Source organism: Parundibacterium terreum, assembly GCF_014636315.1.
In the GTDB taxonomy this organism is placed as follows: Bacteria; Pseudomonadota; Gammaproteobacteria; order Burkholderiales; family Burkholderiaceae_D; genus Undibacterium; species Undibacterium terreum.
Genome location: NZ_BMED01000002.1, coordinates 1 through 23,668, shown reverse-complemented (window position 1 = coordinate 23,668; position 23,668 = coordinate 1). Strand labels below are relative to the sequence as shown.

Here is a 23,668-nt window from a genome sequence, read left to right as displayed (position 1 = left end):
TTTTTAGAGCAGAGAGCAGTTTATTGGCTGATTTCCAGAAATACCAGATGTCCTTGCTGCGCGTCCCAGGTAAGCCCGGACACTTTTTCTCCATTAAATTCTGCACTGATACTGCGTGGTTCAACACTATCCAGTTTCAGCTTGCTGGCAGAGATGCCTGCTCCGGACGGCGGCAGGCCGGGTGGCAGCTTTCCATCAAACAGCATGTTGTCGCGTGCGGAATCCAGATAGCCGCGCGGACGCGTCATGATCACTATGCTCTTTGCTCCCTTGTCGGCATCGGCAATCCGCTCCGCGCGCAGATGGATAATGTCGCTGGAGCGCGGGAAAGGGCTGCGGTAGATATGGGTGGTTGCGTAGCCGGGTGCCGCAATCACGAACTCGTAAGCTATACCGGGTTTTGCGTCAAATGGCCCCCATTTCCCGTCACTGCCGATTTGCTGACTGTAAGCAGCCGAGCCTTTGCGTGATCCAGCGGCTTTCCCCTGGCTGTCTTCGACTAAATAGATATCCAGGTGTGCCCCCGGTAAGGGAAGATTATTGGAGAAGTTGCCGGTGCTGGCGTCACTTGAATTGACGCCCAGGCCCGTGACCTTGCCGCTCAATTGTATGCTGGATTCAGGCTTGATCTCCGTTGTGGCCGGGGCCAGGCCGGTGATGAACTGGTAGCTGGCAGTAAAAGCTGCTGGACTATACGAAGTTTCCCTGTGATCGATACCGGAGATTGTGATATTGGTGGCTCCCTTCAATTCCGGGCCAGCGTAGGTAATATTTGTTGCAGTGCCTTTGGCGCCTATCCAGACGCCATCTGGCTGCGCAAATTTATCATTGTTGTCAGAGCGTATTGTCAACCATTTTACGGGGCCAGTGACCTCATCGCCTGCCTTATTCTTTTCTGCGTTCAGCCTGCTCAAAAAAGGACCGGTCCCTGAGAATTCGTTCGTTTCACGAAATCCCTTGATGGCCCATACGCCATGATTTGGCGTTCCGCCCAATATTGCGTGACTGACCTTGATTGCTCCGGGGCCGGCCTGGTATTCCTTCAGCACCAGGTTGCGTACCGCATTGCCGCCGCGTGAGTTGGCGATTAGTATGACTTTGTCGGCACCGGTCGTTTCCAATATCTTATCCACTTCTTTCTGCAGGTAATCCATTTGTTCAGCAGTAGATGTACGGCCGGCTTGTGACTTGTCGTCTTCATCGCGCGCCAGCGGATACGGGAAATCGATCGCATACAGGCGATCGCTCGGCCAGCCATTGGATTCGTAGCGCCATAGGGTGGTTTGCCACAGGGCTGCAGTATCTCCATTGCCGTGTACAAATACCAGCGGAGGTTTAATGGTCGAGGAAGACTGTATTTTTGCGGGGGTATTGCAGGCGCCTAGCAGCGCCAGGGGCAGCAATATTGTGGCCCGCAAAAGCATGCGTCGTTTTTGCATCATCGTCTCCTGGATTAAGCTATCGTGTGGACAAACAAGACGCGCTCGCGTAATGTTTCCGCTTGTTATATTTAGGCACATCATAGACAAACATTGCGCACAAGTCACGATCAGTTCTCGCCGAGGTAACAAAGATAAAAGGAGAAGTTCATGCAGGTTTTTAAAGTTGGCCATACGATGTCCGGCCTTGTTGCCGGAGTCGCTTTGTCCGGTATTTTTTCCGGTAATGCGCTGGCCGCCGATGCGGTGCAAGCCAAGGAAGCCGTCAATAAACCGATGATGGCGGACCTGATCAAGGCCTCCAAGCCTGGCGACTGGCGGCCGCTGGATCTGCAAAACACGCTGTATCTGGATCTGCCGCAGGGCAGGGTAGTGATAGAGCTGGCGCCCAATTTTGCGCCTAATCATGTGAATAATATCAAGGCCCTGGTGCGCGAAAATTATTTCGATGGCTTGGTCATACTGCGTTCGCAGGACAACTATGTCGTTCAATGGGGTGATCCTACAGAGAAGAAGGAAATCAAAACGGCAAAGAAAGCGCTGGCTGAGGAATTTACCGTCAACTACGCGGCAAGCCTGCCTTTTACGCGGCTGCCTGATGCCGATGGCTACGCTTCGCAAGTCGGCCATGCGAATGGCATGCCTGCAGGGCGCGATCCTAAAACCGGCCGTGCCTGGCTGGCGCATTGCTACGGCATGGTAGGGGCCGGCCGCGATACGGCTTCCGATAGCGGCGGCGGTACTGAATTATATGTGGTCACCGGCCACGCGCCGCGCCAGTTGGACAGGAATGTGACCCTGGTAGGGCGTGTGATGCAAGGCATGGAATTGCTGTCTTCTTTGCCGCGCGGCACAGGAGCATTGGGGTTTTATGAAAAACCGGAGCAGCAGGTGCCCATCAAATCCATCCGCATCGCCGCCGATGTGCCAGCTGCGGATCGCACCAATCTGGAGGTGATCCGCACCGATACGCCGACTTTCACAGCGATCGTGGAAGCGCAGCGCAATCGCGGTGGCGACTGGTATAAATATGCTGCGGGCTATATCGAACTGTGCAATGTACCTATCGTAGTGCGCGCTCAAAAATAGGCTAAGAAGCCAGGAACAAAAAATAAGGGAGGTATTGTGCCGTCAGGCCGCAATACCTCCCTGATTACATTGCCGCTTATTGGGCTGGATTAGGCATCTCGGCGTGGATGGCATTGATAGCCGCGACCAGTTCGTCAGACAGCACGATGCTGAAGGCGTCGATGTTTTCCTGCAATTGCTCCATCGTGGTCGCTCCTATGATGGTACTGGCAACCAGCTTTCTCGAATAGCACCAGGCCAGAGCCATCTGCGCGGGCGTCATGCCATTGGCGCGCGCCAGCTCTGCATAACGCTTGGTCGCGGCAAAAACGCCGGGACGCAGATAGCGCGGGCTCCAGGTTGGAGGGAAGATGGTCAGGCGGCCATGCGCTTTCGCGTCGTCGACGTACTTTGCGCTGAGCTGGCCGAACGCGAGCGGGCTATAGACCAGCAGGCCGACATTTTCGCGGAAGCAGGTCTCATCCAGGCCTTGTTCGAAACTGCGGTTGATCAGGTTATACGGATTTTGTATCGATGCGATACGCGCTGCATCCAGTTTTTCCGACTGCTTGATGAATTCGCTGACGCCCCATGGCGTTTCGTTTGACACGCCGATCGCGCGTAGTTTCCCCGCCTTCACCAACTGATCCAGCGCACCCAGCGTATCGGCAATTGCCACTGACTCTCTTTCCAGTGACGGGTCAAAGGTCTTTTGACCAAAGATAGGGGCGTTGCGGCTAGGCCAGTGCAACTGGTACAAGTCGATATAGTCGGTTTGCAGGCGTTGCAAACTGGTTTCAACGGCGGCGCGGATATTTTCCGGAGTCAGGTCGGTGCTGCCATTACGTATCCAGCCAAAGCCGCGCGAAGGACCTGCGGCTTTGGTCGCCAGGACGACATCGCTGCGCTTGCCTGATTTTTTCAGCCAGGTACCAATATAGCGCTCGGTCGACCCCTGCGTCTCGGCACGCGGCTGCACCGGATACATTTCGGCAGTATCGATGAAATTGATGCCGCGCTCAGCCGCATAGTCCAGTTGACTATGTGCTTCTGCTTCGGTATTTTGCTGGCCAAAGGTCATGGTGCCCAGGCAGATCTTGGAGACTTGCAGCTTGCTTGTGCCGAGTTGAATCGTTTGCATGATGATGTCGTCTGAGGATGGTTGATTTAAAACGCATCTCACGAGCATTCATGAGATGCGTTCTAAGCAGGAGCCTTACTTTATCTGGATTTTCGCAAAGCTGCAGCGCACTCCCTGACCAGGGCTGGGCCGCGGTAGATCAGGCCGGAGTACAACTGCACCAGCGATGCGCCTGCCTTCATTTTTACTGCTGCATCCGCGCCTGACAGGATGCCGCCTACGCCTATGACGGGCAGAGCATCTCCCAGTTCCGCATGGAGTGCCTTGACGACGGTATTGGACAGTTCAAATACAGGCGCACCAGACAGGCCGCCGGCTTCTGCGCCGAAGGGCAGGTCTTTGACGGCGTCGCGGGTGATGGTCGTATTGGTGGCAATGACGCCATCTATCTTGTGCCGCAACAGCGCATCGGCAATATTCTTGACTTGCTCGCCGTCGATGTCCGGTGCAATCTTCAGGGTGATCGGCACATAGCGCTTGTGCTGGTCGGCCAGCCTCTGCTGCGCATCCTTCAGTTGCGACAACAGCGCATCCAGTTCACTGGCACCCTGTAACTGACGCAGGTTCTTGGTATTGGGCGAGGAAATATTGACTGTGACATAGCTGGCATAAGGGTAGACCTTCGCCAGGCAATGCAGGTAGTCGTCCGCTGCTTTTTCTATCGGTGTATCAGCATTCTTGCCTATGTTCAGTCCCAGTACGCCCTGCTTGTCCTGGTAGAAGCGCGAGGCTTGCACGTTGTTGACGAAAGCATCGACGCCGCCGTTATTGAAGCCCATGCGGTTGATGATGGCATTGGCGGCCGGCAGGCGGAACATGCGAGGACGCGGATTGCCGGCTTGCCCACGCGGCGTCACTGTGCCTATTTCTATGGAGCCGAAACCCAGCGCCGCCAGGCCGTCTATGTAAGCGCCATCCTTGTCCAGGCCAGCAGCCAGTCCGACTGGGTTCGGAAAGCTGATGCCCATCACGGTACGCGGGTCAGCGGCGGGTTTGGACATCAGTCCGGTCAGGCCCATGGCGGCGGCGCGTTTCAGTGCGGGCAGCGTGAAATGGTGGGCGTCTTCCGCATCCATGGAAAACAGGACGGGGCGTGCCAGTGCATATAACAATTTGTCGGACATAAATAAAACAGTAAGGAAGTAAAAAATTAAATTGGGATCCGCCGCATGATAGTCGGCCAAATGCGGGCTGCGGCGAAAATTGGCGGCCTAGACCTGCAGATCCTGCCATTGCCCCAGCAATAAGGCATCCAGCGGCTTGAAATTGGTTTTGTATGCCATCTTGGGGCTGGCCTTGATCCAGTATCCCAGGTACAGGTAAGGCAGATTCAGTTCCTGGGTCTGGCGGATTTGCCACAGCACATTATAGGTGCCGTAAGAGGCGCTGGCATCGTCGGGATCATAGAAAGTGTAGACAGAAGACAGGCCGTCATTGAGCACATCAATGATGCTGACCATGCGCAGCACGCCGTGTTCGTCACGGAACTCGACCAGCCTGGTGTTCACGCGGCTTTGCAGCAGGAACTGTGCGTACTGGTCGCGGCTGTCGTGGTCCATGCCTCCGCCGGCATGCCTGGCGTTCTGGTAGCGCAGGTAAAGCGCATAGTGCTCATGCACATAGGCCAGCGTGGTGATGCGGGTGCTCAGTTTGCCGTGCCGGATTTCAGCGCGGCGCTGGCTGCGGTTGGGAACAAACTCCGCAGTCCTGACGCGAACCGGCGTGCAGGCGTTGCAACCGTCGCAGTGCGGGCGATAGGTAAAGATGCCGCTGCGGCGAAAACCGTTTTTCACCAGTTCGGAATAGGCGTCGGCATTGATCAGGTGGGCCGGTGTTGCCACCTGCGAGCGTGCCTGCAAACCGTCCAGGTAGCTACATGGATAGGGTGCGGTTGCATAAAACTGTATGCTGGAAAACGGGAGTTCGTTGAGTTGGCTCACTTGGGGCTCACTTGAATTGACTAATTACACATCTCATTTGCCCCACGGAATGGGTTTCCAGTCGACGATGTCCGGCGCATTGATAGCCTGTTGCACCCAATCAAGAAACTCTGCGCGAGAGATCGGTGCGGCTCCCAGGGAGGCCAGATGCGCTGTTTCTTGCTGGCAGTCTATCATTTTCACGCCTTTTCTTGCGAGGAAATGCACCAGATGCGCCAGGGCAATCTTGGAGGCATCGCTTACCCTTGCAAACATTGATTCACCGTAAAACATTTGCCCTATGCAGACACCATAGGCTCCGCCTACCAATTCGCCGTCCAGCCAGACTTCGGATGAATGGGCATGCCCCCGGCGATGCAGCCCAGTATAACCGGCAACGATCTCTTCCGATATCCAGGTGCCTGCACCGTCCCTGCGCGGCGCGGCACAGGCTCTCATTACTTGTTCAAAGGCGCTGTCAAAGCGGATCTCCCAGTGGGTGTCCTTGTCCAGCTTCTTCAGCTTTTTCTTCAGGCTATCGGAAACTTTGAAATCGGCTGTCATCAGCACCATGCGGGGATCGGTAGACCACCACAATATGGGCTGGCCTTCGGAAAACCAGGGGAAGATGCCGTGCCTGTAAGCATCCAGCAGGCGGTCCGGCGACAGATCGGCACCTGCTGCCAGCAGCCCGGCGGCACCGTCTTCTTCTTTCAAGGCCAGCGTGACATCAGGGAAAGGGGTATCAGCTTCCAGCCAGGGAATCAAAGCTTGCTCCAGTATTGCGGAAAATATGCCGGTCTTATTCGTGCTTATTTGAGCTTATTCGTGCGCTAGGTGGTGCTGCGCATGGGTTTAAAGATATCCAGCGCATGCGTGCCGTAGCTGCCGACGCCATCCCTGATCCTGGCCAGGTCGGCGAAGAAAAATTTCAGCGTATGGCTGACGGTAGGGAAGGCAATATCGTCCCAGGGGATATCTTTTTCTGTGAATAGCTGAACATCCAGGCTTTCTACGCCTGCCTTGTAATCCAGATCCAGCAGCGTGGCGCGATAAAATAAATGTACCTGATGCACATGCGGGACATTCAGTATCGAGAACAATTCATGCAACTGTATATTGGCGCCGGCTTCTTCCTCGGTTTCCCTTTGCGCGGCCTGGCCAGTGGTTTCATTATTTTCCATGAAGCCTGCCGGCAAAGTCCAGTAGCCATAGCGTGGTTCTATCGCCCGTTTGCACAGCAGTATGCGGACCACGCCGTCCTGCTCCCATACGGGGATGGACCCCACGACCATTTTCGGGTTCTGATAATGAATCGTCCCGCAGGCCGGGCAGACAAAGCGTTCGCGCGTGTCATCGGCGGGAATCTGCACTACTACCGGCGTTGCGCATTCGGAGCAAAATTTCATATGTCAGATAAAGGAAGTGTATCGGGAGCGGGTGCGCTATTTTACCAATGGCGCAGGCGGCTTGGTTGAATTGCATATTGATATGGGAGTGTATCACCGCAACGTGTAAATATTACCTGCCGGCGCTTCGTGCCGCGGCAACTAAATGGTGCAGGTTTTTGCGCTTGATGAATCAGGCAGCGGCATACCGCTACTGCGTTGAATCGGCGAGCTGCTAAGGAAATCTTCAAAACAGTTTGCGCAAAGCAGCAAAACCATGTATAGTTTCATTCTTCAGACGCGGGGTGGAGCAGTCTGGCAGCTCGTCGGGCTCATAACCCGAAGGTCGTAGGTTCAAATCCTGCCCCCGCAACCAGTTATTTAAAAAAGCCACGTATTACGTGGCTTTTTTATTAGCCTTAAGATTATTTTTGATCATAATAGAAAATCTGGACTACAATCCAGTGTCTACTAAATTGATCTGCTGTCCCCGCTGATTGTCATGAATATCATTTCAGTTTGCCGGTGAGGGAAGACGGTATTGATCCAATATTGCCTGAGTGGCACACACTGGCGGTACGCTATTGCATCATTGATGGCGAATACAGTGAAAAATAACAGCATTGGTATTTTCTGGGGCTCGGCTAATTAGCTGGCTTCATTCAATGCTGACGTTCTGCTTATAAACTAAAGAGTTTGCATGAATACTGCTGAGGCCAAGCGAGTCCTCGAAACCGCGCTGTTATGTGCGCACGAGCCGCTTACCATCAATACAATGAAAAAGCTGTTTCTCGACAGCGATGATCAAAGTGATATTGTCGGAGCGGATACCATCAAATCGATGCTGGAGCAATTGCGCAGCGACTGGTCCGACAAGGGCATAGAGCTGGTGGGTTTGTCTACTGGCTGGCGCTTTCAAAGCAGGCCGGAGATGCGTGCCTATATAGACAGGCTCAATCCCGAGAAGCCGCCCAAATACTCGCGCGCCACTTTGGAAACCTTGGCCATCATCGCTTACCGCCAGCCGGTAACTCGTGGCGATATCGAGGAAATCCGTGGTGTCACGGTGAGTTCCCAGATGGTCAAAATGCTGGAAGACCGCGGCTGGATAGAAACCATAGGGCACCGGGATGTGCCGGGACGGCCTTCTCTGTTTGCAACAACCAAGCAGTTTCTGGATGACCTGGGCCTAGCGTCGCTGGATCAGTTGCCGCCACTGCAGCAGGTTAGCAAGGATGATGTGGAGGGCACAGGCGCGCCGGAGCTGGAGGCGCTGGAAGAAGGTATGTTTGCCAATGCCGTCCAGGTGCCCGTTGTTGCTGATGATGCTGAAAATGGAGTTGTTGCTGTTGATCAGCCGGAACTGCTGGATGGGGTTGAAGCTTCCGCTGCAGAGGCTGAGCCTGATCAGCCGGAATCCGGGGCTGCGCCTGAGGATGTGTCTGCGGAGCAGGGCATCGCGCGCGAATCTCAGCCCGATGCACAAGATTATCAAGATTTAGAAACAGGTGATGCGGCCGATGATATCGCCGGCATTGCTGAAGAAGAGCAGGCCTCGACCTCTGTTGATACAGAGGCAGCGCTTGTCAGCGACGTTGCAGCCGAGACTGTGATGAGCTCGCAAAATGCAGATCTTCAAGACTCCATTGCTGATGGAATAATTGAAGCACCAATTAACAATCTGGCGGATGAAGCCGAGGGAAACTCGTCGCTTGGCCAGGCCAATGTAGAAGCAAAAGATGAACTCAAATAATCCAGATGGCGTTGATGTAACTGCGGCTGGCGCAACTGCCCCAGAATCTTCCGATGGCGGGGATGTGGCTGCGAGGCCCGCAAAGCGCGGCGTCAGGGGGCCTAGAAACATGCGCCGTTCCCGTTCCAAGACGGATGCGGCAACTGGCGAGCAGCCTGTGTCTGTTGATTCGGCTGAAAATCAGGTTGTAGCCGCTGGTGCCGAAGGTGTTGCCGGGGATGCACCGAAGCCTCAGCCGCGCAATCCACGCAAGAAAAATGAAGCAGGCAAGCGCAGCGACAGAGAACCGCGTGAAGCGCGGGAAGCTCGCGCTCCGCGTGGTGAAAAGGGTGATGCCCGTACGCCGGGTGCAGGTGGTGGCAAGCGCCAGCCGCAGGGCAAGGGCGGCCGTCAGGGTGGTCGTGCTTCCGGTAATGGTGCTGACGAGGTATTTTCTTTTGTTACTTCCGAAGCTTTTGATGCCGCACATGCCGAAGCAGATGCCAAGGCTGGCAAGGGACGCCAGGCCAAGCCTGTCCGCCGCGATCTGACTGCGGATGATGATGCGCCGAAATTGCACAAAGTATTGGCAGAAGCCGGCCTTGGTTCGCGCCGTGATATGGAAGATCTGATCGTTGCCGGCCGTGTTTCTGTCAATGGCGAGCCTGCCCATATCGGTCAGCGCATATTGCCGACCGATCAGGTGCGTATCAACGGCAAGTTGATACAGCGCAAGGTCAGCAAAAAACCACCGCGCGTTCTGGTCTATCACAAGCCTGCGGGCGAAATCGTCAGTACCAGCGATCCTGAGGGTCGCGCATCGGTGTTTGATAGTTTGCCGACGATGAAGGCGGGTAAGTGGCTGGCCGTGGGGCGTTTGGATTACAACACCGAGGGTCTGCTGCTGTTTACGACTTCCGGTGACCTGGCTAACCGCCTGATGCATCCGCGCTATGGTATCGAGCGCGAATATGCGGTTCGCACCTTGGGTGAGCTGGAAGAGGGTATGCGCCAGAAACTGCTGGCCGGTGTTGAGCTGGAAGATGGTCTGGCGCAGTTTTCCAAGATCATGGACGGCGGTGGCGAGGGTGTCAATAAATGGTATCGCGTGATTATCGGCGAAGGCCGTAATCGCGAAGTACGCCGTATGTTCGAGGCTATCGGCCTGACTGTTTCCCGCCTGATTCGTACCCGTTACGGCGTAATGACGCTGCCTTCCGGCCTGAAGCGCGGTCGCTGGGAAGAAATGGAAGAAGCGGCAGTGCGTGATTTGCTGAAAATCAGCGGCCTGGAAAAAGCGGGCGGCGATAAGCCAGCCGCCGGCGCGAAAGCCAAAGGCGGCAATTTTGGCCGCGACGGCAACAAGGCTCGCCCTGCAGATCCCTTCGGCAGGCCATTTGACAAGCCTTTCAGCAAGCCTTTTGGTGCGCCGGTATCCCGAAGTGGTGGCGATTTCGGCAACCGGGGTAATGGCAACAGGGATGCTGGTGGCGATTTTGGCAATAAGAAGCCGGGTGGCCGTAGCCGCCAGCCGGATCCTTTGCAAACTGCGCTGGGCTTCCCGGATGCAGGCCATCGCCGGGGTGGTACCGTGCGCGGCAGCGGCCAGGCGATCGGCCAGGGCATTGCGCAGCGCAGGCGCGCCAGGGGTAAGTAATTTTGTTGTAATGTCGGAAACGATTTTTCATATGGCGGCATCAGCCGCCTTGTGATCAGGCTTTTGGACGGTGATTTGATTTGCTTTTTCTTTAATGCAAAGAAAATATTGTTGCTCTGGATTCAGATTCGATTACGAACTGTGAATCTAGCTCTGACAGAGAACTTTTGTCATTGCGATAGAGTAAATAATCGTTTATAATCTTGTAGTTAGCAGATTTTGCCGCATTGAATGCACCATTGGTTCATAAGTCGTTTGCGTGGCATTGCATTAAAAAGATGGGCTTTGCCCATTTTTTTTTGGCGCGGCGATTTTGGCATGCGAGATTCGCATGTGTGTTTGGTGGCTTTAATTGCACTTTTGGAGAATAGCTTTGCAGTTGCGGGAATTAATAGAAAAGACTGTCAATGGCACCGGTTACGATCTGGTGGACTTTGAACAAGCCGAGCGCGGCCTGTTCAGGGTGTACATCGACTTTTTGCCTGCGGACATAGAGAAGGGCAATATCACGGTCGAAGACTGTGAAAAGGTCAGCCATCAGTTGTCCCACGTATTGACGGTCGAAAATGTGAATTACGAGCGACTGGAGATATCTTCTCCGGGGTTGGACAGGCCGTTGACCAAGTTTGGTGATTTTGTGCGTTTTGTGGGCGAGAAGGTAACGATCAAGTTGCGCTTGCCTATGCCAGGAACGCCAAACCGCAAGACATTTGAAGGTGTATTGCATGAGCCTGAAGGCGATACGCTGAAGCTGGAATTTGAAGGTAAAGACGGGGCGGCAATGCTGGAGTTTACGCTCGCCGATGTGGATAAGGCACGTTTGGTGCCGCAAGTGGATTTTAGGAGTCGCAAAGCATGAGTCGCGAAGTTTTGTTATTGGTTGATGTGCTGGCGCGTGAAAAAAACGTCGACAAGGATATCGTCTTTGGTGCACTGGAGCACGCATTGGCGCAAGCAACCAAGAAGCGCTACGAGGGTGAAGTTGATATTCGCGTAGCTATCGATCGCGAATCCGGCGAATTCGAGTCCTTCCGCCGCTGGCACGTTGTGCCGGACGACGCTGGTTTGCAGTTGCCTGACCAGGAAATCCTGCACTTTGAAGCGGTTGAGCAAATTCCCGATATCGAAGTGGATGAGTACATCGAAGAAGCGATCGAGTCCGTTGACTTTGGCCGCCGCTTTGCACAAGATACCAAGCAAGTGGTATTGCAGCGCATTCGTGATGCTGAGCGCGAGCAGATTCTGGCTGATTTTCTGGAGCGCGGCGATTCGCTGGTGACAGGTACGATCAAGCGCATGGAACGCGGCGAAGCAGTTGTCGAATCCGGCAAGATTGAAGCCCGCCTGCCGCGCGACCAGATGATTCCCAAGGAAAATCTGCGCGTCGGCGACCGTGTGCGCGCCTACATCCTGCGTATCGATCGCAATGCACGCGGCCCTCAAGTGATTTTGTCGCGTACAGCGCCGGAATTCATCATGAAGCTGTTTGAGCTGGAAGTGCCTGAGATTGAGCAAGGCTCCCTGGTCATCAAATCGGCTGCCCGTGATCCTGGCGTGCGTGCAAAGATTGCTGTGTTCACCAATGACAAGCGTATCGATCCTATCGGTACTTGCGTCGGCATGCGCGGTTCGCGCGTGCAGGCAGTGACCGGCGAGCTCGGTGGCGAACGTGTTGATATCGTGCTGTGGTCGGAAGATCCGGCGCAGTTCGTGATCGGCGCGCTGGCGCCGGCTAATGTTTCTTCCATCATGGTAGATGAAGAGAAGCATGGCATGGACGTGGTAGTGGACGAGGAAAACCTCGCGATCGCGATTGGCCGAAGCGGCCAGAACGTGCGCCTGGCAGCCGAGTTGACTGGCTGGCAGATTAATATCATGACGGCTGAAGAGTCCGCGAACAAGGCTGCGCAGGAAACTGCCGGTATCCGCGTGCTGTTCATGGAAAGACTGGACGTTGATCAGGAAGTTGCAGACATCCTGGTTGATGAAGGTTTCTCCAGCCTGGAAGAGATCGCCTATGTGCCTATCAGCGAAATGCTGGAAATTGACGCATTTGACGAAGATACGGTCAACGAATTGCGCAACCGTGCACGGGATGCGCTGTTGACGGAAGCGATTGCATCGGAAGAGGGTGTTGAAGGCGTGGAGGATGCGCTGATCAACCTCGACGGCATGAGCCGTGTGACAGCTGGCAAGCTGGGTCTGGCGGGCATCAAGACCCTGGAACAATTTGCAGGTCTGGCGTATGACGAGTTTGGAGCGATTTTGGCATTGTCGGCTGATCGTGCGCGCCAATTGATTAAAAATGCATTTGAAGATGTGACCGATGATGAGATGAAGCTCATCGACGCTAAATATGATGAACAGGCGAAGGCGTTGTTGGCCAAAGCCTGGAAACTCGTAGAAGCCAAGTAGTAAAAACGAGTTTCACTATCATAACGCGCACATAGAAAAAGAGGACTGAATGGCGAGTAACAATGTAGCCCAATTTGCCACCGAGCTGAAGATGTCAGCGGATTTGCTGCTCACGCAATTGCGTGCCGCAGGCGTCAGTAAAAGCTCGACGTCCGATTCGTTGTCGAAGGAAGATAAAGATCGGCTGCTGGATCATTTGCGTCGTTCGCACGGTGTCTCTGCCGATGCTGAAAAGAAAAAGATCACGCTGACACGCAAAGAAACCACAGAGATCAAGCAGGCTGACGCCACTGGCAAATCACGCACGATACAAGTGGAAGTTCGCAAGAAGCGTACTTTCGTCAAACGTGACGAGCCGACCGCAGAAGAACTGGCGCATCGTCCGGCAACGGCCGATGCAGTAGAAGCCGCGCCTAGCGAAGAAGAAATCCGCCGCGAAGCGGAGCTGGTAGCGCGTCAGGAAGCAGAGCTGCTGGAGAAGCAGGCTCACCTGGCCAAGCTGGAAGCTGAGAAAGAAGCGCAAGCCAAGGCGATGCGCGAAGCTGAGCTGGCGGCTGCTGCCGAAGCCAAGGCAGAAGCCGAAGCCGAGGAAAAAGCACGCGCTGAAGCTGCTGCTGCGAAGAAGGAAGAAGTCAAGCCTGCTGCGGATGCAAAAGCCGATGCCAAGCCGGTGGAAGCCAAGCCTGTCGAAGCAAAACCGGCTGCTGCTGATGACGACAAAAAACGTCTGGCGGCAGAAGAGCTGAAGAAAAAAGTGGCAGTGGAAGCCAAGGAAGCCGCTGAGCGCGCCGCCGCGACAGAAGTCGCGCGTAAAAAAGTAGCTGACGAAGTGGCGCAGATCAAGGAAATGATGAATGCGCAGCGCCGTCCGGTGAAAGCGCCTGAGCCGGTTGCTGCTGTTGCGCCGAAAGTTGCCGAAGGCACGCTGCATAAGCCTGCCGACAAGAAACCTGGCGACAAGAAGCCGGTGACTGCAGCTAAAGACGACAAGAAACCTGTCGTTGCAGACAAAAAATCGATCAAGTCGGCGAATGTTTCCTCGACCTGGCAGGATGATAAAAAACGCGGTAGCGGCGGACTCAAAACCCGCGGCGATACCTCCGGCGGCCGTGATGGCTGGAAGAGCGGCAAGGGTGGTCGTCGCAACAGCCACCATGACGATCGCGAAAGCAACTTCCAGGCTCCGGTAGAAGCGATTGTGAAGGACGTCTACGTTCCTGAAACGATCACTGTTGCCGAGTTGGCGCACAAGATGTCCGTGAAGGCATCTGAAGTGATCAAGCAATTGATGAAGCTGGGCCAGATGGTAACGATCAACCAGGTTCTGGATCAGGAAACTGCATTGATCCTGGTTGAAGAGATGGGTCACAAGGCTTTCGCTGCAAAACTGGATGATCCGGAAGCGATGCTGGCAGACGGTACCGAGCATGCCGATTTTGAATCCTTCCCGCGCGCACCTGTTGTGACGGTGATGGGTCACGTCGATCACGGTAAAACATCTTTGCTGGATTACATCCGTCGCGCCAAGGTTGCATCTGGTGAGGCTGGTGGTATTACACAGCACATCGGCGCCTACCACGTGGAAACTCCACGCGGCATGATTACCTTCCTGGATACGCCGGGTCACGAAGCCTTTACGGCGATGCGTGCACGCGGTGCGAAAGCGACAGATATCGTTATTCTGGTGGTTGCAGCCGACGACGGCGTGATGCCGCAAACGAAGGAAGCGATTGCCCACGCGAAAGCAGCCGGCGTGCCTTTGGTGGTGGCGATCAACAAGATCGACAAACCGGGTGCGAATCTGGACCGCGTGAAGCAGGAACTGGTAGCCGAAAGCGTTGTGCCTGAAGAATACGGCGGCGATTCTCCGTTCGTACCGGTCTCTGCCAAAACAGGCGACGGTATAGATGCATTGCTGGAACAGGTATTGTTGCAGGCCGAAGTGCTGGAACTGAAGGCGCCGAAAGATGCGCCTGCAAAAGGTCTGGTCGTGGAAGCGCGTCTGGATAAAGGCCGCGGTGCGGTTGCAACGATCCTGGTGCAATCAGGTACTTTGAAGCGTGGCGACGTTGTGTTGGCGGGTTCTTCTTACGGTCGCGTTCGTGCGATGCTGGATGAAGTCGGCGCCAATATTTCGGAAGCCGGTCCTTCGATTCCGGTAGAGATTCAAGGTTTGACGGATGTGCCGTCGGCTGGTGAAGAAGTCATGGTGATGACTGATGAGCGTAAAGCGCGTGAAATTGCGCTGTTCCGCCAAGGTAAGTTCCGTGATGTCAAACTGGCTAAACAGCAAGCTGCGAAACTGGAAAACATGTTTGAACAGATGGGTGAGGGCGAGCTGAAAAACCTGCCTATCATCGTCAAGACCGACGTGCAGGGTTCGCAAGAAGCTTTGGTGCAGTCATTGCAGAAATTGTCTACCAACGAAGTACGCGTACAAGTGGTTCACGCAGCAGTTGGCGGCATCTCTGAATCGGACGTCAACTTGGCGGTTGCTTCCAAGGCAGTCATCATCGGCTTTAATACACGTGCCGATGCATCTGCCCGCAAACTGGCGGAATCCAACGGTGTCGACATCCGTTACTACAACATCATTTACGATGCTGTGGACGAGATCAAGGCAGCATTGTCTGGCATGTTGACTCCGGAAAAACGCGAGCACATCCTGGGTATGGTCGAAGTGCGCCAGGTTTTCCTGGTCAGCAAAGTTGGCGCGATTGCAGGTTGCCTGGTCACAGAAGGCCTGGTCAAGCGCGGTTCCTCGGTACGTTTGCTGCGCAACAACGTAGTGACATGGACCGGCGAGCTGGATTCGCTGAAGCGTTTCAAAGACGATGCAAAAGAAGTCAGGGCTGGCTTCGAATGCGGTCTGTCCCTGAAAGGTTACAACGATATCCAGGTTGGCGATCAGTTGGAAATATTTGAAGTACAAGAGGTAGCACGTACGCTGTAATTCGTCAGGCTCCCGGCATGTGCCGGGAGTCGTCGTTTATGGTGTGTGATGAAAGTTTATGGCAAAACATAGTAAAACCATCCCCGGCCGCGGTCTGCGTGTTGCAGATCAGATTCAACGTGACCTGGCGGAAATTATCTGGTCCGAATTAAAGGATCCTCGCGTCGGCATGATCACGCTGACTGAAGTGCAGCTGACGCCGGATTATGCGCATGCAAAAGTGTATTTCACCACGCTGACCGATGATCCTGCGGCAATCAAGAATACCGTAGAGGCACTGGCGAAAGCCTCAGGCTTCCTGCGCGCGCAACTGGGCTTGCGCCTGCATATTCATACTCTTCCGCAATTGCACTTTATCCATGACACTTCGACGATGCGCGGTATGGCGATGTCCAAGCTGATTGATGAAGCGAATGCCACTCGCGCCAAAGACGCGGACGAAGACTAAGATCCATTGGCAGGGCGGCTAGTCTGCTTGCCATGCATTCCAATTCAAATGACGACTCCGGTTAAAAAAAGAACTCGTGTACCTGTGCACGGCGTATTGCTACTGGATAAACCCGTGGGTTTATCCAGCAATGATGCATTGATCAAGGCCAAGCGCCTGTTCAATGCGCAAAAAGCCGGGCATACCGGAACGCTTGATCCTTTTGCAACCGGCTTGCTGCCTTTGTGCTTTGGCGAGGCAACCAAGTTTTCCCAGGACTTGCTGGAAGCCGACAAGACCTACCAGACCGTTGTTCATCTGGGGCTGACCACGACCACCGGCGATACCGAAGGTGAAGTCACCGAAAACAAGCCGGTGACGGTGACGGTCGCAGATATTCAGGCGGTGCTGGAACAATTCAAAGGCGATATACAGCAGGTTCCTCCCATGTATTCCGCGCTGAAGCGCGACGGCAAGCCCTTGTATGAATATGCACGCGCCGGCGTCACGCTGGAGCGCGAGGCCAGGGCGGTAACGATACATATGCTGGAGCTGGTCAGTTATGACGCGCCTTTCCTGACGCTGAATGTCCGCTGCAGCAAGGGCACCTACATACGCGTGCTTGGCGAGGACATAGGAAATGCGCTGGGATGCGGAGCCCATCTGCAGGCTTTGCGGCGCACCCAGGTCGGCCACCTGATACTGTCCGAGTCGATTACACTGGATGCACTGAATGAGCTGGCCGAAGAGCAGCGTTATCCGCTGCTGGCACCGGTTGATGCTTTATTGTCCAGTTTCCCGGAAATCAGACTGGACGAGATTCTCGCGAAGCGTTTTTTGCAGGGGCAGCGGCTTGCTTTGAGCAAAGAATCTGTCGCTTTGCCTGAAAAACCGGGCCGGGTTCGCGTGTACCGCGAGTCCGATGGCCAGTTGCTGGGCTCTGCCCAGTTACAGGAATACGGCATCCTGGCCCCGGAAAGACTGATTGCCACAGCACAAATGTCGTAATTTATTTCTTTTTAGCCCTGAAAAATAGCTTGGTAAGCACTATAAAGTAAGTAACTCATTGAAGTTATTGATGTTTTGGGTTTCTTGCATCGCAACATGCTATAATCCTCGGTTATCTGAATCACCCCTCTCTATCGCTATCATGTCAAATATAAAACGCGCTATACGTAACATCGCCATTATCGCCCACGTCGATCACGGTAAAACAACATTGGTTGACCAGTTGCTGCGTCAATCCGGTACTTTCCGTGAGAACCAGCAAGTGGATACCCGCGTCATGGATTCCAATGATCTGGAAAAAGAACGCGGTATTACGATTCTGGCGAAGAACTGCGCAGTGGAATACAAGGGCACGCATATCAACATCGTTGATACACCGGGCCATGCCGACTTCGGTGGTGAGGTTGAGCGCGTATTGTCCATGGTTGATAGCGTATTGTTGCTGGTTGACGCGGTTGACGGCCCTATGCCGCAAACACGTTTCGTTACTCGCAAGGCGCTGGCACTGGGTCTGAAACCTATCGTTGTCGTCAACAAGGTTGACCGTCCTAGCGCGCGTACAGAATGGGTAGTGAATCAGACATTTGAATTGTTCGACAAACTGGGTGCGACGGACGAACAGCTGGATTTCCCGGTTGTCTACGCTTCCGCACTGAACGGTTATGCCAGCCTGGACGCGGAAGCGCGTGGCGGCAATATGGATCCACTGTTCGACGCGGTGTTGCAGCACGTTCCTGTGCGTGACGACGATCCTGACGGTCCTTTGCAATTGCAGATTTCTTCTCTGGACTACAACTCCTACGTCGGCAAGATCGGTATCGGCCGTATCACACGTGGCCGCGTAAAAGCGCTGCAAGACGTTGTGATCATGGACGGCCCGGATAGCACGCCACGCAAGGCGCGTATCAATCAGGTATTGAATTTCAAAGGCCTGGAACGCGTGTTGGTGGACGAAGCAGTTGCCGGCGACATCGTATTGATCAACGGTATTGAAGAGCTGGGCATTGGTACTACCGTTTGCGCAGTAGAAACACCGGATGCGCTGCCTATGTTGAAAGTGGATGAACCTACTTTGAACATGAACTTCATGGTGAATAACTCCCCATTGGCTGGCCGCGAAGGCAAGTTTGTAACTTCCCGCCAGATCCGTGACCGCCTGGATCGTGAACTGAAAGCCAACGTTGCGCTGCGCGTTACAGACACTGGCGATGACACGACATTTGAAGTGTCCGGCCGCGGTGAGTTGCATCTGACGATTTTGATCGAAAACATGCGTCGTGAAGGTTACGAGCTGGCTGTTTCCCGTCCACGCGTGGTATTCAAAATGGTGGATGGCGTTCGTCACGAGCCGTTTGAAATGCTGTCCATTGACGTGGAAGAAGCCAACCAGGGTGGTGTGATGGAAGAGCTGGGTCGTCGTCGCGGCGATCTGCAAGACATGCAACCGGACGGCAAAGGTCGTGTGCGTCTGGAATACCGTATTCCAGCACGTGGCCTGATCGGCTTCCAGGGCGAATTCATGACCCTGACACGCGGTACAGGTTTGATGAGCCACATTTTTGACGAATACGCACCAGTCGACAATTCCAAGGGTGAATTGGGCGGCCGTCGTAACGGCGTGCTGATCTCCCAGGATGACGGCGCTGCTGTTGCCTACGCTATCTGGAAACTGCAGGATCGCGGCCGTATGTTCGTCAGCCATAACGACCCAGTGTATGAAGGCATGATCATCGGTATCCACTCCCGTGACAATGACCTGGTTGTGAACCCTATCAAGGGCAAGCAATTGACCAACGTGCGTTCTTCCGGTACGGATGAAGCGGTACGCCTGGTACCGCCTATCCAGATGTCCCTGGAATACGCGGTTGAGTTCATCGATGACGACGAACTGGTGGAAATTACTCCTAAGAGCATTCGTCTGCGCAAGCGCTTCCTGAAAGAGCATGAGCGTAAGAAAGCATCGCGCGACGCTGCATAAGCATCTAATTGCACTACCTGCTGCCTAGCCTGTAAGGGTGGGGCAGTAAAGGAAAAGCCCGTTTTGCTTTGCCCATCTGGGTAATCATAACGGGCTTTTTTTTGTCTTGAAAAATAGCCGTCAAAATAAAAACTACTATTCCGAGATGACTACAAAAGCAATCCATCGCAAAGCACTGTTCCTGATGATCACTGCCGCCAGTTTGTGGAGTATTGCCGGTGTGCTGACGCGGCAATTGCACGCCGCACATGGTTTCGAGGTGACATTCTGGCGCAGCCTGTTCGCATCGCTGTTCGTTGCATGCGCGCTGGCATGGCAGCACAGGTCGCAGACAGTGGCGAGATTGCTGTCCATGGGAAAGTTTGGCCTGGCCTCAGGCTTCATGTGGGCGGTGATGTTTTGCTGTTTCATGATCGCGCTGACGATGACCACCGTTGCCAATACGCTGATCGTGATGAGCGTGTCGCCCTTGCTGACGGCTTTGCTTGCCTGGATCATCTTGCATCAGAAGATTGCTGGACGTACCTGGCTGGCCATTGCCGTTGCTTTGATAGGCATGGTCTGGATGTTTGCCGGCGGCATGTCCAGGGTCGATGCAAAGGGCCTGGCTGGCATGCTGATAGCGGTAGGCATACCGGTGGCGGCTTCAGTCAACGTCATCGTGTTGAAAAAGGCGGGAAAATCGGTGGACCTGATTCCTGCCGTCCTGGTGGGCGGCGTGATTTCCGGCTGCCTGATGCTGCCGTTTGCATTGCCGCTACAAGCCTCCTTGCATGACATATTCATCCTCGCCGTCCTTGGCGTATTGCAACTGGGCTTCCCCTGTATGCTGATGGTCAGTGCTTCACGGCATCTGTCCGCGCCTGAGATTTCCTTGCTGGCTTTGCTGGAGGTTCTGCTGGGGCCTATCTGGGCCTGGTTGGGTGCGGGCGAGGTTCCTGCCGCCGAGACCCTGGCGGGCGGTGGAGTCGTTTTGGCTGCATTGGTTTTTAACGAGCTGCTGGCGCTGAAGGAAGATGTGTAAGATCGTCCTTGGTGTCACGGATGTTTCGGCGTAATCTCGGGTATTATCCGGCGGCTTTTATTTTCTTTTCTATTCAATTTTCCTTCCTCCATGTCAGAAACTCTACGTCTCGCAAAACAACTCGCTGCCCAGCTCGGATGCTCACGGCGTGAAGCCGAAATCTATATCGAAGGCGGCTGGGTGACGGTGGATGGCATTCTTGTCGAAGAGCCGGGCTTCCGGATGGACGCTGCACAAAAACTGGAGCTGCTGCCGGGTGCCAGCCTGCAGGATAGCGAGCCGGTGACGATACTGCTGCACAAACCGGTAGGCATTAGCAGCATTCCATCCGCGATCAGCATCAGCCCGGCGATGGCGCTGATCGCAGCAGAAAACCTGATGCCGGGCGACCGCTCCGGTCTGCGCTTCCTGAAGAAGCACCTGCTGGGGCTGAAAGCAGTGGACACGCTGGAAACGATGGCCAGCGGCTTGCAGGTATTTACACAAGACTGGCATGTGTCCCGCAAGCTGGTCGACGATGCTGCCAAGGTCGAGTATGAATACATTGTCGAGGTATCGGGCACCATGCAGGCAGATGGACTGGCGCTACTGAATCATGGCTTGAACTTTAACGGTAAGGCTTTGCCGCCGATCAAGGTCAGTTGGCAAAATGAAACCCGGCTGCGCTTTGCATTGAAAACGCCTCCGCTGGGTCTTATCCAGCATATGTGCGAAAAGGTGGGGCTGACCGTGGTGGCAATGAAGCGTATCCGTATCGGGCGCCTGCCTATGGCGAGTTTGCCAGCTGGGCAATGGCGCTACCTGCTCGGCTACGAAAAATTCTGAAGCGATGCTCCTGCCCGTTGGAGCAGGCGCATGCGGATACTCTTTAGTGTTGCTCTTGCCGGTTCTCTTATTGGGCCTTCAGCACATTGGCGATCGATCCGAATAGCTGATCGATCTGCTGTTTTTCTATGATCAGCGGTGGCGACAATGCAATGATGTCGCCGGTAGTGCGTATCAGCACGCCTTGCTCCCAGAAGCATTTTAAGAATACATCAAAGGCCCGGCTGCCCGGTTTGCCTGGAATGCTCTCCAGCTCTATGCCGCATACCAGGCCGAGATTGCGAACGTCCTTGACGAAGGGAAGTCCCTTCAGGCTATGCGCCGCATCTTCGAAATAAGAGGCATGATCTGCCGCGCGTTCAAACAGTTTTTGTTCCTTGTACACGTCTATCGTCGCAATAGCCGCAGCGCAGGCCAGCGGATGTGCCGTATAGGTATAACCGTGGAAGAACTCTATCGTATTTTCAGGAGCTGCCGACATGAAAGCGTCATGGATCTCTTGTTTGACGATGACAGCTCCCATGGGAACTGCGGCATTGGTCAAGCCTTTTGCGCAGACTATCATGTCGGGCACAACGTCGAAATGGTCGGCAGCGAAAGCATTGCCGAGGCGGCCAAAGCCAGTGATCACTTCATCAAAAATCAGCAGGATGCCGTATTTGTCGCAAATGCTGCGCAGCTTTTGCAGATAGCCTTTAGGCGGCAGGATCACGCCTGTCGATCCCTGCAGGGGTTCTACAATGACTGCTGCAACGGTTGATGGATCATGCAAGGCCAGCAGACGCTGTTCCAGTTCATCCGCCATTTCTGCGCCATGTTCAGGCAGGCCGCGGCTGAAAGCGTTTTTTGCAATGTTCAGAGGATGGCGCAGATGATCCACCGCGGGCAGGGCAGGACCGAAGTGCTTGCGGTTACCGGCGATGCCGCCGACCGAGATGCCGCCGAAACCGACGCCATGATAGCCGCGCTCGCGGCCTATCAGCCTGTGGCGCATGCCATCTCCGCGCACGCGGTGATAGGCGAGGGCAATCTTCAGTGCGGTATCCACACCTTCTGAGCCGTCGTTGCAAAAGAAGACGCGGTTCAAGCCGGATGGGGAAATTGACACCAGCGCAGTGGCCGCCTCAAAGGCCAGCGGATGCCCCATCTGGAAGGTGGGCGCGAAATCCATTTTGGCTGCCTGCTGCTGTATCGCACTGACGATCTTGGGATGAGAGTGCCCGGCATTCACGCACCACAAGCCCGCAGTTCCATCCAGTATCTTGCGCCCGTCGTCGGTCGTGTAATGCATGCCTTCTGCCGCTACCATCAGGCGCGGTTTGGATTTGAATTGCCGGTTGGCGCTGAAAGGCATCCAGAAATGTTCTGTGTTCAGTGGTGTGCTCATAGTGTTTCATCCATCGTATAGGAGAATAAAATTGACCTAAGTAAGTCTTGCGTAGACAGGCCCACTTATTTTGACAGCAAATGCTTGGTTAATTAGTTTAATTGCTGATATTAATATACTCCAAAAGGAAATACATGAGGGCGTGGTGGATTGTGCGGGATGCACTCTGGCCTGATTGCAATAAATTTCGACTGAGCAATTAAAGCGTCTGATAATAATTAATTAAGCTTATTTGTTTGCAATTCAAAAAATACTTGCTACTATTTTCATCAGTCGCCGGGCCGCATCCAGGCCGCATCCAGGTCAATTATCAGGTTTTTTGCGTCACGTTCGCAGCCTGTTATTCAGGTGACGCTTAGTTTGCCGGACCCCGGCTGCGCTTTGCGCATAAGGCTATTGGTTATTGGTCGCTGGCATAAGCAGGCAAGCTCGTCAATGAAACAGTTCAGGAGCGCAGCATGAAGATACTCATCGTCCGTGACAAAAGCCTGTCCGACGCAAATGGAACCTATGGCCGGCTTTCCATCGACGGCAAGCCTTTCTGCGCAACCTGCGAACAGCCCTGGAATAATAATCTGGCGAATCATTCCTGCATTCCTGTCGGCGAGTACGTGTTGATACCGTACCAGTCGCCGGCGCATGGACCGACTGTGGTGTTTCATAATCCCGCCCTGGGAATTTATGGCACGCCCGAAATGATACCCAAAGGGGTAAGCGGGCGTAGCCTGTGTGAAATCCATAATGCCAACTGGCCGTTTCAAGTGAAAGGCTGCATTGCCGTGGGCAGGGATATAGTGGACATAGCGCCGCATGGGCTGGGTGTAACTGGCAGTGTTGCCACATTGGCGGAGCTGACTGCCCGGTGGGGCAATAGAACGGGGATGACTGCGTCGGTGCAGGAAAAATGAACTGAAAAAAATTGAACGTGCCGGTGATCAGCTATTTCGCTGGCATGAAAATAAAAAGGCGCCAGCTTGATGCTCCGGCGCCTTTTTGTTTCAGTGAATTGATTTATGCCGGCTTGGTCTGCGCCAGCCAGGAATGCAAATCCTCCCTGGTCATAGGTTTAGCAAACAAATAGCCCTGTGCCAGATGGCAGCCGAAGGAGCGCAAGGTCTGCGCCTGCATCTCACTCTCCACCCCCTCCGCAATCACCGACAAGCCCAGGTTCTGACCCAGCTGGATCACCATCTTCGCAATACTGGCGTCGCTCGAACTATCCTTGATCTCATTGACAAACGCCCGGTCTATCTTCAGCCTGTCCACATCCAGCTTCTGCAAATAGCTCAGCGACGAGAAACCGGTAC

20 protein-coding genes and 1 tRNA gene are annotated in these 23,668 nt (G+C 54.4%); 13 read left to right on the top strand and 8 right to left on the bottom strand.

Annotated features, from left to right (window positions below; translation table 11 throughout):
* Positions 1 to 20: 20 nt before the first annotated feature.
* On the bottom strand, positions 21 to 1,439 hold the full coding sequence (locus IEW12_RS09090) for an alpha/beta fold hydrolase (RefSeq protein ID WP_188566756.1): 1,419 nt from the start codon (positions 1,437 to 1,439) through the stop codon (positions 21 to 23).
* A gap of 150 nt (positions 1,440 to 1,589) precedes the next feature.
* On the opposite strand from IEW12_RS09090, the gene IEW12_RS09085 reads away from it, so the two are divergent.
* Entirely contained in the window at positions 1,590 to 2,528 is a 939-nt protein-coding gene (locus IEW12_RS09085) for a peptidylprolyl isomerase (RefSeq protein WP_229751019.1), read from the top strand.
* Between the two features lie 76 nt (positions 2,529 to 2,604).
* Here IEW12_RS09085 and IEW12_RS09080 read toward each other — a convergent pair whose 3' ends face one another.
* From IEW12_RS09080 to IEW12_RS09060, 5 genes are all read right to left on the bottom strand, one after another.
* The gene (locus tag IEW12_RS09080; protein WP_188565756.1) at positions 2,605 to 3,648 is read right to left on the bottom strand and encodes an aldo/keto reductase; all 1,044 of its coding nucleotides are present in this window, start codon (positions 3,646 to 3,648) and stop codon (positions 2,605 to 2,607) included.
* A gap of 80 nt (positions 3,649 to 3,728) precedes the next feature.
* Complete coding sequence (locus tag IEW12_RS09075) at positions 3,729 to 4,772, bottom strand: quinone-dependent dihydroorotate dehydrogenase (RefSeq protein ID WP_188565755.1); 1,044 nt, start codon at positions 4,770 to 4,772, stop codon at positions 3,729 to 3,731.
* Positions 4,773 to 4,859: 87 nt separating this feature from the next.
* Positions 4,860 to 5,588, bottom strand: coding sequence for an arginyltransferase (locus IEW12_RS09070; RefSeq protein ID WP_188565754.1), 729 nt, complete (start codon positions 5,586 to 5,588; stop codon positions 4,860 to 4,862).
* A 33-nt stretch (positions 5,589 to 5,621) separates the two neighbouring features.
* Entirely contained in the window at positions 5,622 to 6,335 is a 714-nt protein-coding gene (aat, locus tag IEW12_RS09065) for a leucyl/phenylalanyl-tRNA--protein transferase (protein ID WP_188565753.1), read from the bottom strand.
* Between the two features lie 65 nt (positions 6,336 to 6,400).
* Complete coding sequence (locus tag IEW12_RS09060; RefSeq protein WP_188565752.1) at positions 6,401 to 6,976, bottom strand: NUDIX hydrolase; 576 nt, start codon at positions 6,974 to 6,976, stop codon at positions 6,401 to 6,403.
* 278 nt (positions 6,977 to 7,254) lie between these two features.
* Between IEW12_RS09060 and IEW12_RS09055 the strand changes: the two genes are divergently transcribed.
* From IEW12_RS09055 to IEW12_RS09005, 11 genes are all read left to right on the top strand, one after another.
* Positions 7,255 to 7,331 (top strand) — tRNA-Met (locus tag IEW12_RS09055).
* A gap of 324 nt (positions 7,332 to 7,655) precedes the next feature.
* On the top strand, positions 7,656 to 8,708 hold the full coding sequence (gene scpB / locus IEW12_RS09050) for an SMC-Scp complex subunit ScpB (protein ID WP_188565751.1): 1,053 nt from the start codon (positions 7,656 to 7,658) through the stop codon (positions 8,706 to 8,708).
* Positions 8,695 to 10,344, top strand: coding sequence for a pseudouridine synthase (locus IEW12_RS09045; protein WP_188565750.1), 1,650 nt, complete (start codon positions 8,695 to 8,697; stop codon positions 10,342 to 10,344). Before scpB ends, IEW12_RS09045 begins: the two co-directional genes overlap by 14 nt.
* Positions 10,345 to 10,717: 373 nt before the next feature.
* Complete coding sequence (gene rimP / locus IEW12_RS09040; protein WP_188565749.1) at positions 10,718 to 11,203, top strand: ribosome maturation factor RimP; 486 nt, start codon at positions 10,718 to 10,720, stop codon at positions 11,201 to 11,203.
* Positions 11,200 to 12,759, top strand: coding sequence for a transcription termination factor NusA (gene nusA, locus IEW12_RS09035; RefSeq protein WP_188565748.1), 1,560 nt, complete (start codon positions 11,200 to 11,202; stop codon positions 12,757 to 12,759). The genes rimP and nusA overlap by 4 nt, the downstream gene beginning before the upstream one ends.
* A 49-nt stretch (positions 12,760 to 12,808) precedes the next feature.
* Complete coding sequence (infB, locus tag IEW12_RS09030) at positions 12,809 to 15,712, top strand: translation initiation factor IF-2 (protein ID WP_188565747.1); 2,904 nt, start codon at positions 12,809 to 12,811, stop codon at positions 15,710 to 15,712.
* A gap of 58 nt (positions 15,713 to 15,770) precedes the next feature.
* Positions 15,771 to 16,160 (top strand): 30S ribosome-binding factor RbfA, encoded by a 390-nt coding sequence (gene rbfA / locus IEW12_RS09025; protein WP_188565746.1) that lies wholly within the window; start codon positions 15,771 to 15,773, stop codon positions 16,158 to 16,160.
* A 48-nt stretch (positions 16,161 to 16,208) separates the two neighbouring features.
* Complete coding sequence (gene truB / locus IEW12_RS09020) at positions 16,209 to 17,147, top strand: tRNA pseudouridine(55) synthase TruB (RefSeq protein WP_188565745.1); 939 nt, start codon at positions 16,209 to 16,211, stop codon at positions 17,145 to 17,147.
* A gap of 142 nt (positions 17,148 to 17,289) precedes the next feature.
* Positions 17,290 to 19,125: a translational GTPase TypA gene (gene typA / locus IEW12_RS09015; RefSeq protein ID WP_188565744.1), complete on the top strand. Its 1,836-nt coding sequence runs from the start codon at positions 17,290 to 17,292 to the stop codon at positions 19,123 to 19,125.
* Between the two features lie 145 nt (positions 19,126 to 19,270).
* Positions 19,271 to 20,149, top strand: a complete 879-nt coding sequence (locus IEW12_RS09010) for a DMT family transporter (RefSeq protein WP_229751018.1) — start codon at positions 19,271 to 19,273, stop codon at positions 20,147 to 20,149.
* A 90-nt stretch (positions 20,150 to 20,239) separates the two neighbouring features.
* On the top strand, positions 20,240 to 20,974 hold the full coding sequence (locus tag IEW12_RS09005; protein ID WP_188565743.1) for an rRNA pseudouridine synthase: 735 nt from the start codon (positions 20,240 to 20,242) through the stop codon (positions 20,972 to 20,974).
* A 67-nt stretch (positions 20,975 to 21,041) separates the two neighbouring features.
* Here IEW12_RS09005 and aptA read toward each other — a convergent pair whose 3' ends face one another.
* Positions 21,042 to 22,361, bottom strand: a complete 1,320-nt coding sequence (gene aptA / locus IEW12_RS09000; protein ID WP_188565742.1) for an omega-aminotransferase AptA — start codon at positions 22,359 to 22,361, stop codon at positions 21,042 to 21,044.
* Between the two features lie 458 nt (positions 22,362 to 22,819).
* Between aptA and IEW12_RS08995 the strand changes: the two genes are divergently transcribed.
* Positions 22,820 to 23,269: a DUF5675 family protein gene (locus IEW12_RS08995; RefSeq protein WP_188565741.1), complete on the top strand. Its 450-nt coding sequence runs from the start codon at positions 22,820 to 22,822 to the stop codon at positions 23,267 to 23,269.
* A gap of 103 nt (positions 23,270 to 23,372) precedes the next feature.
* Here the strand turns inward: IEW12_RS08995 and IEW12_RS08990 are convergent.
* Positions 23,373 to 23,668 (bottom strand): EAL domain-containing protein (locus tag IEW12_RS08990; RefSeq protein WP_188565740.1); only part of this gene is annotated, 296 nt, incomplete at its 5' end.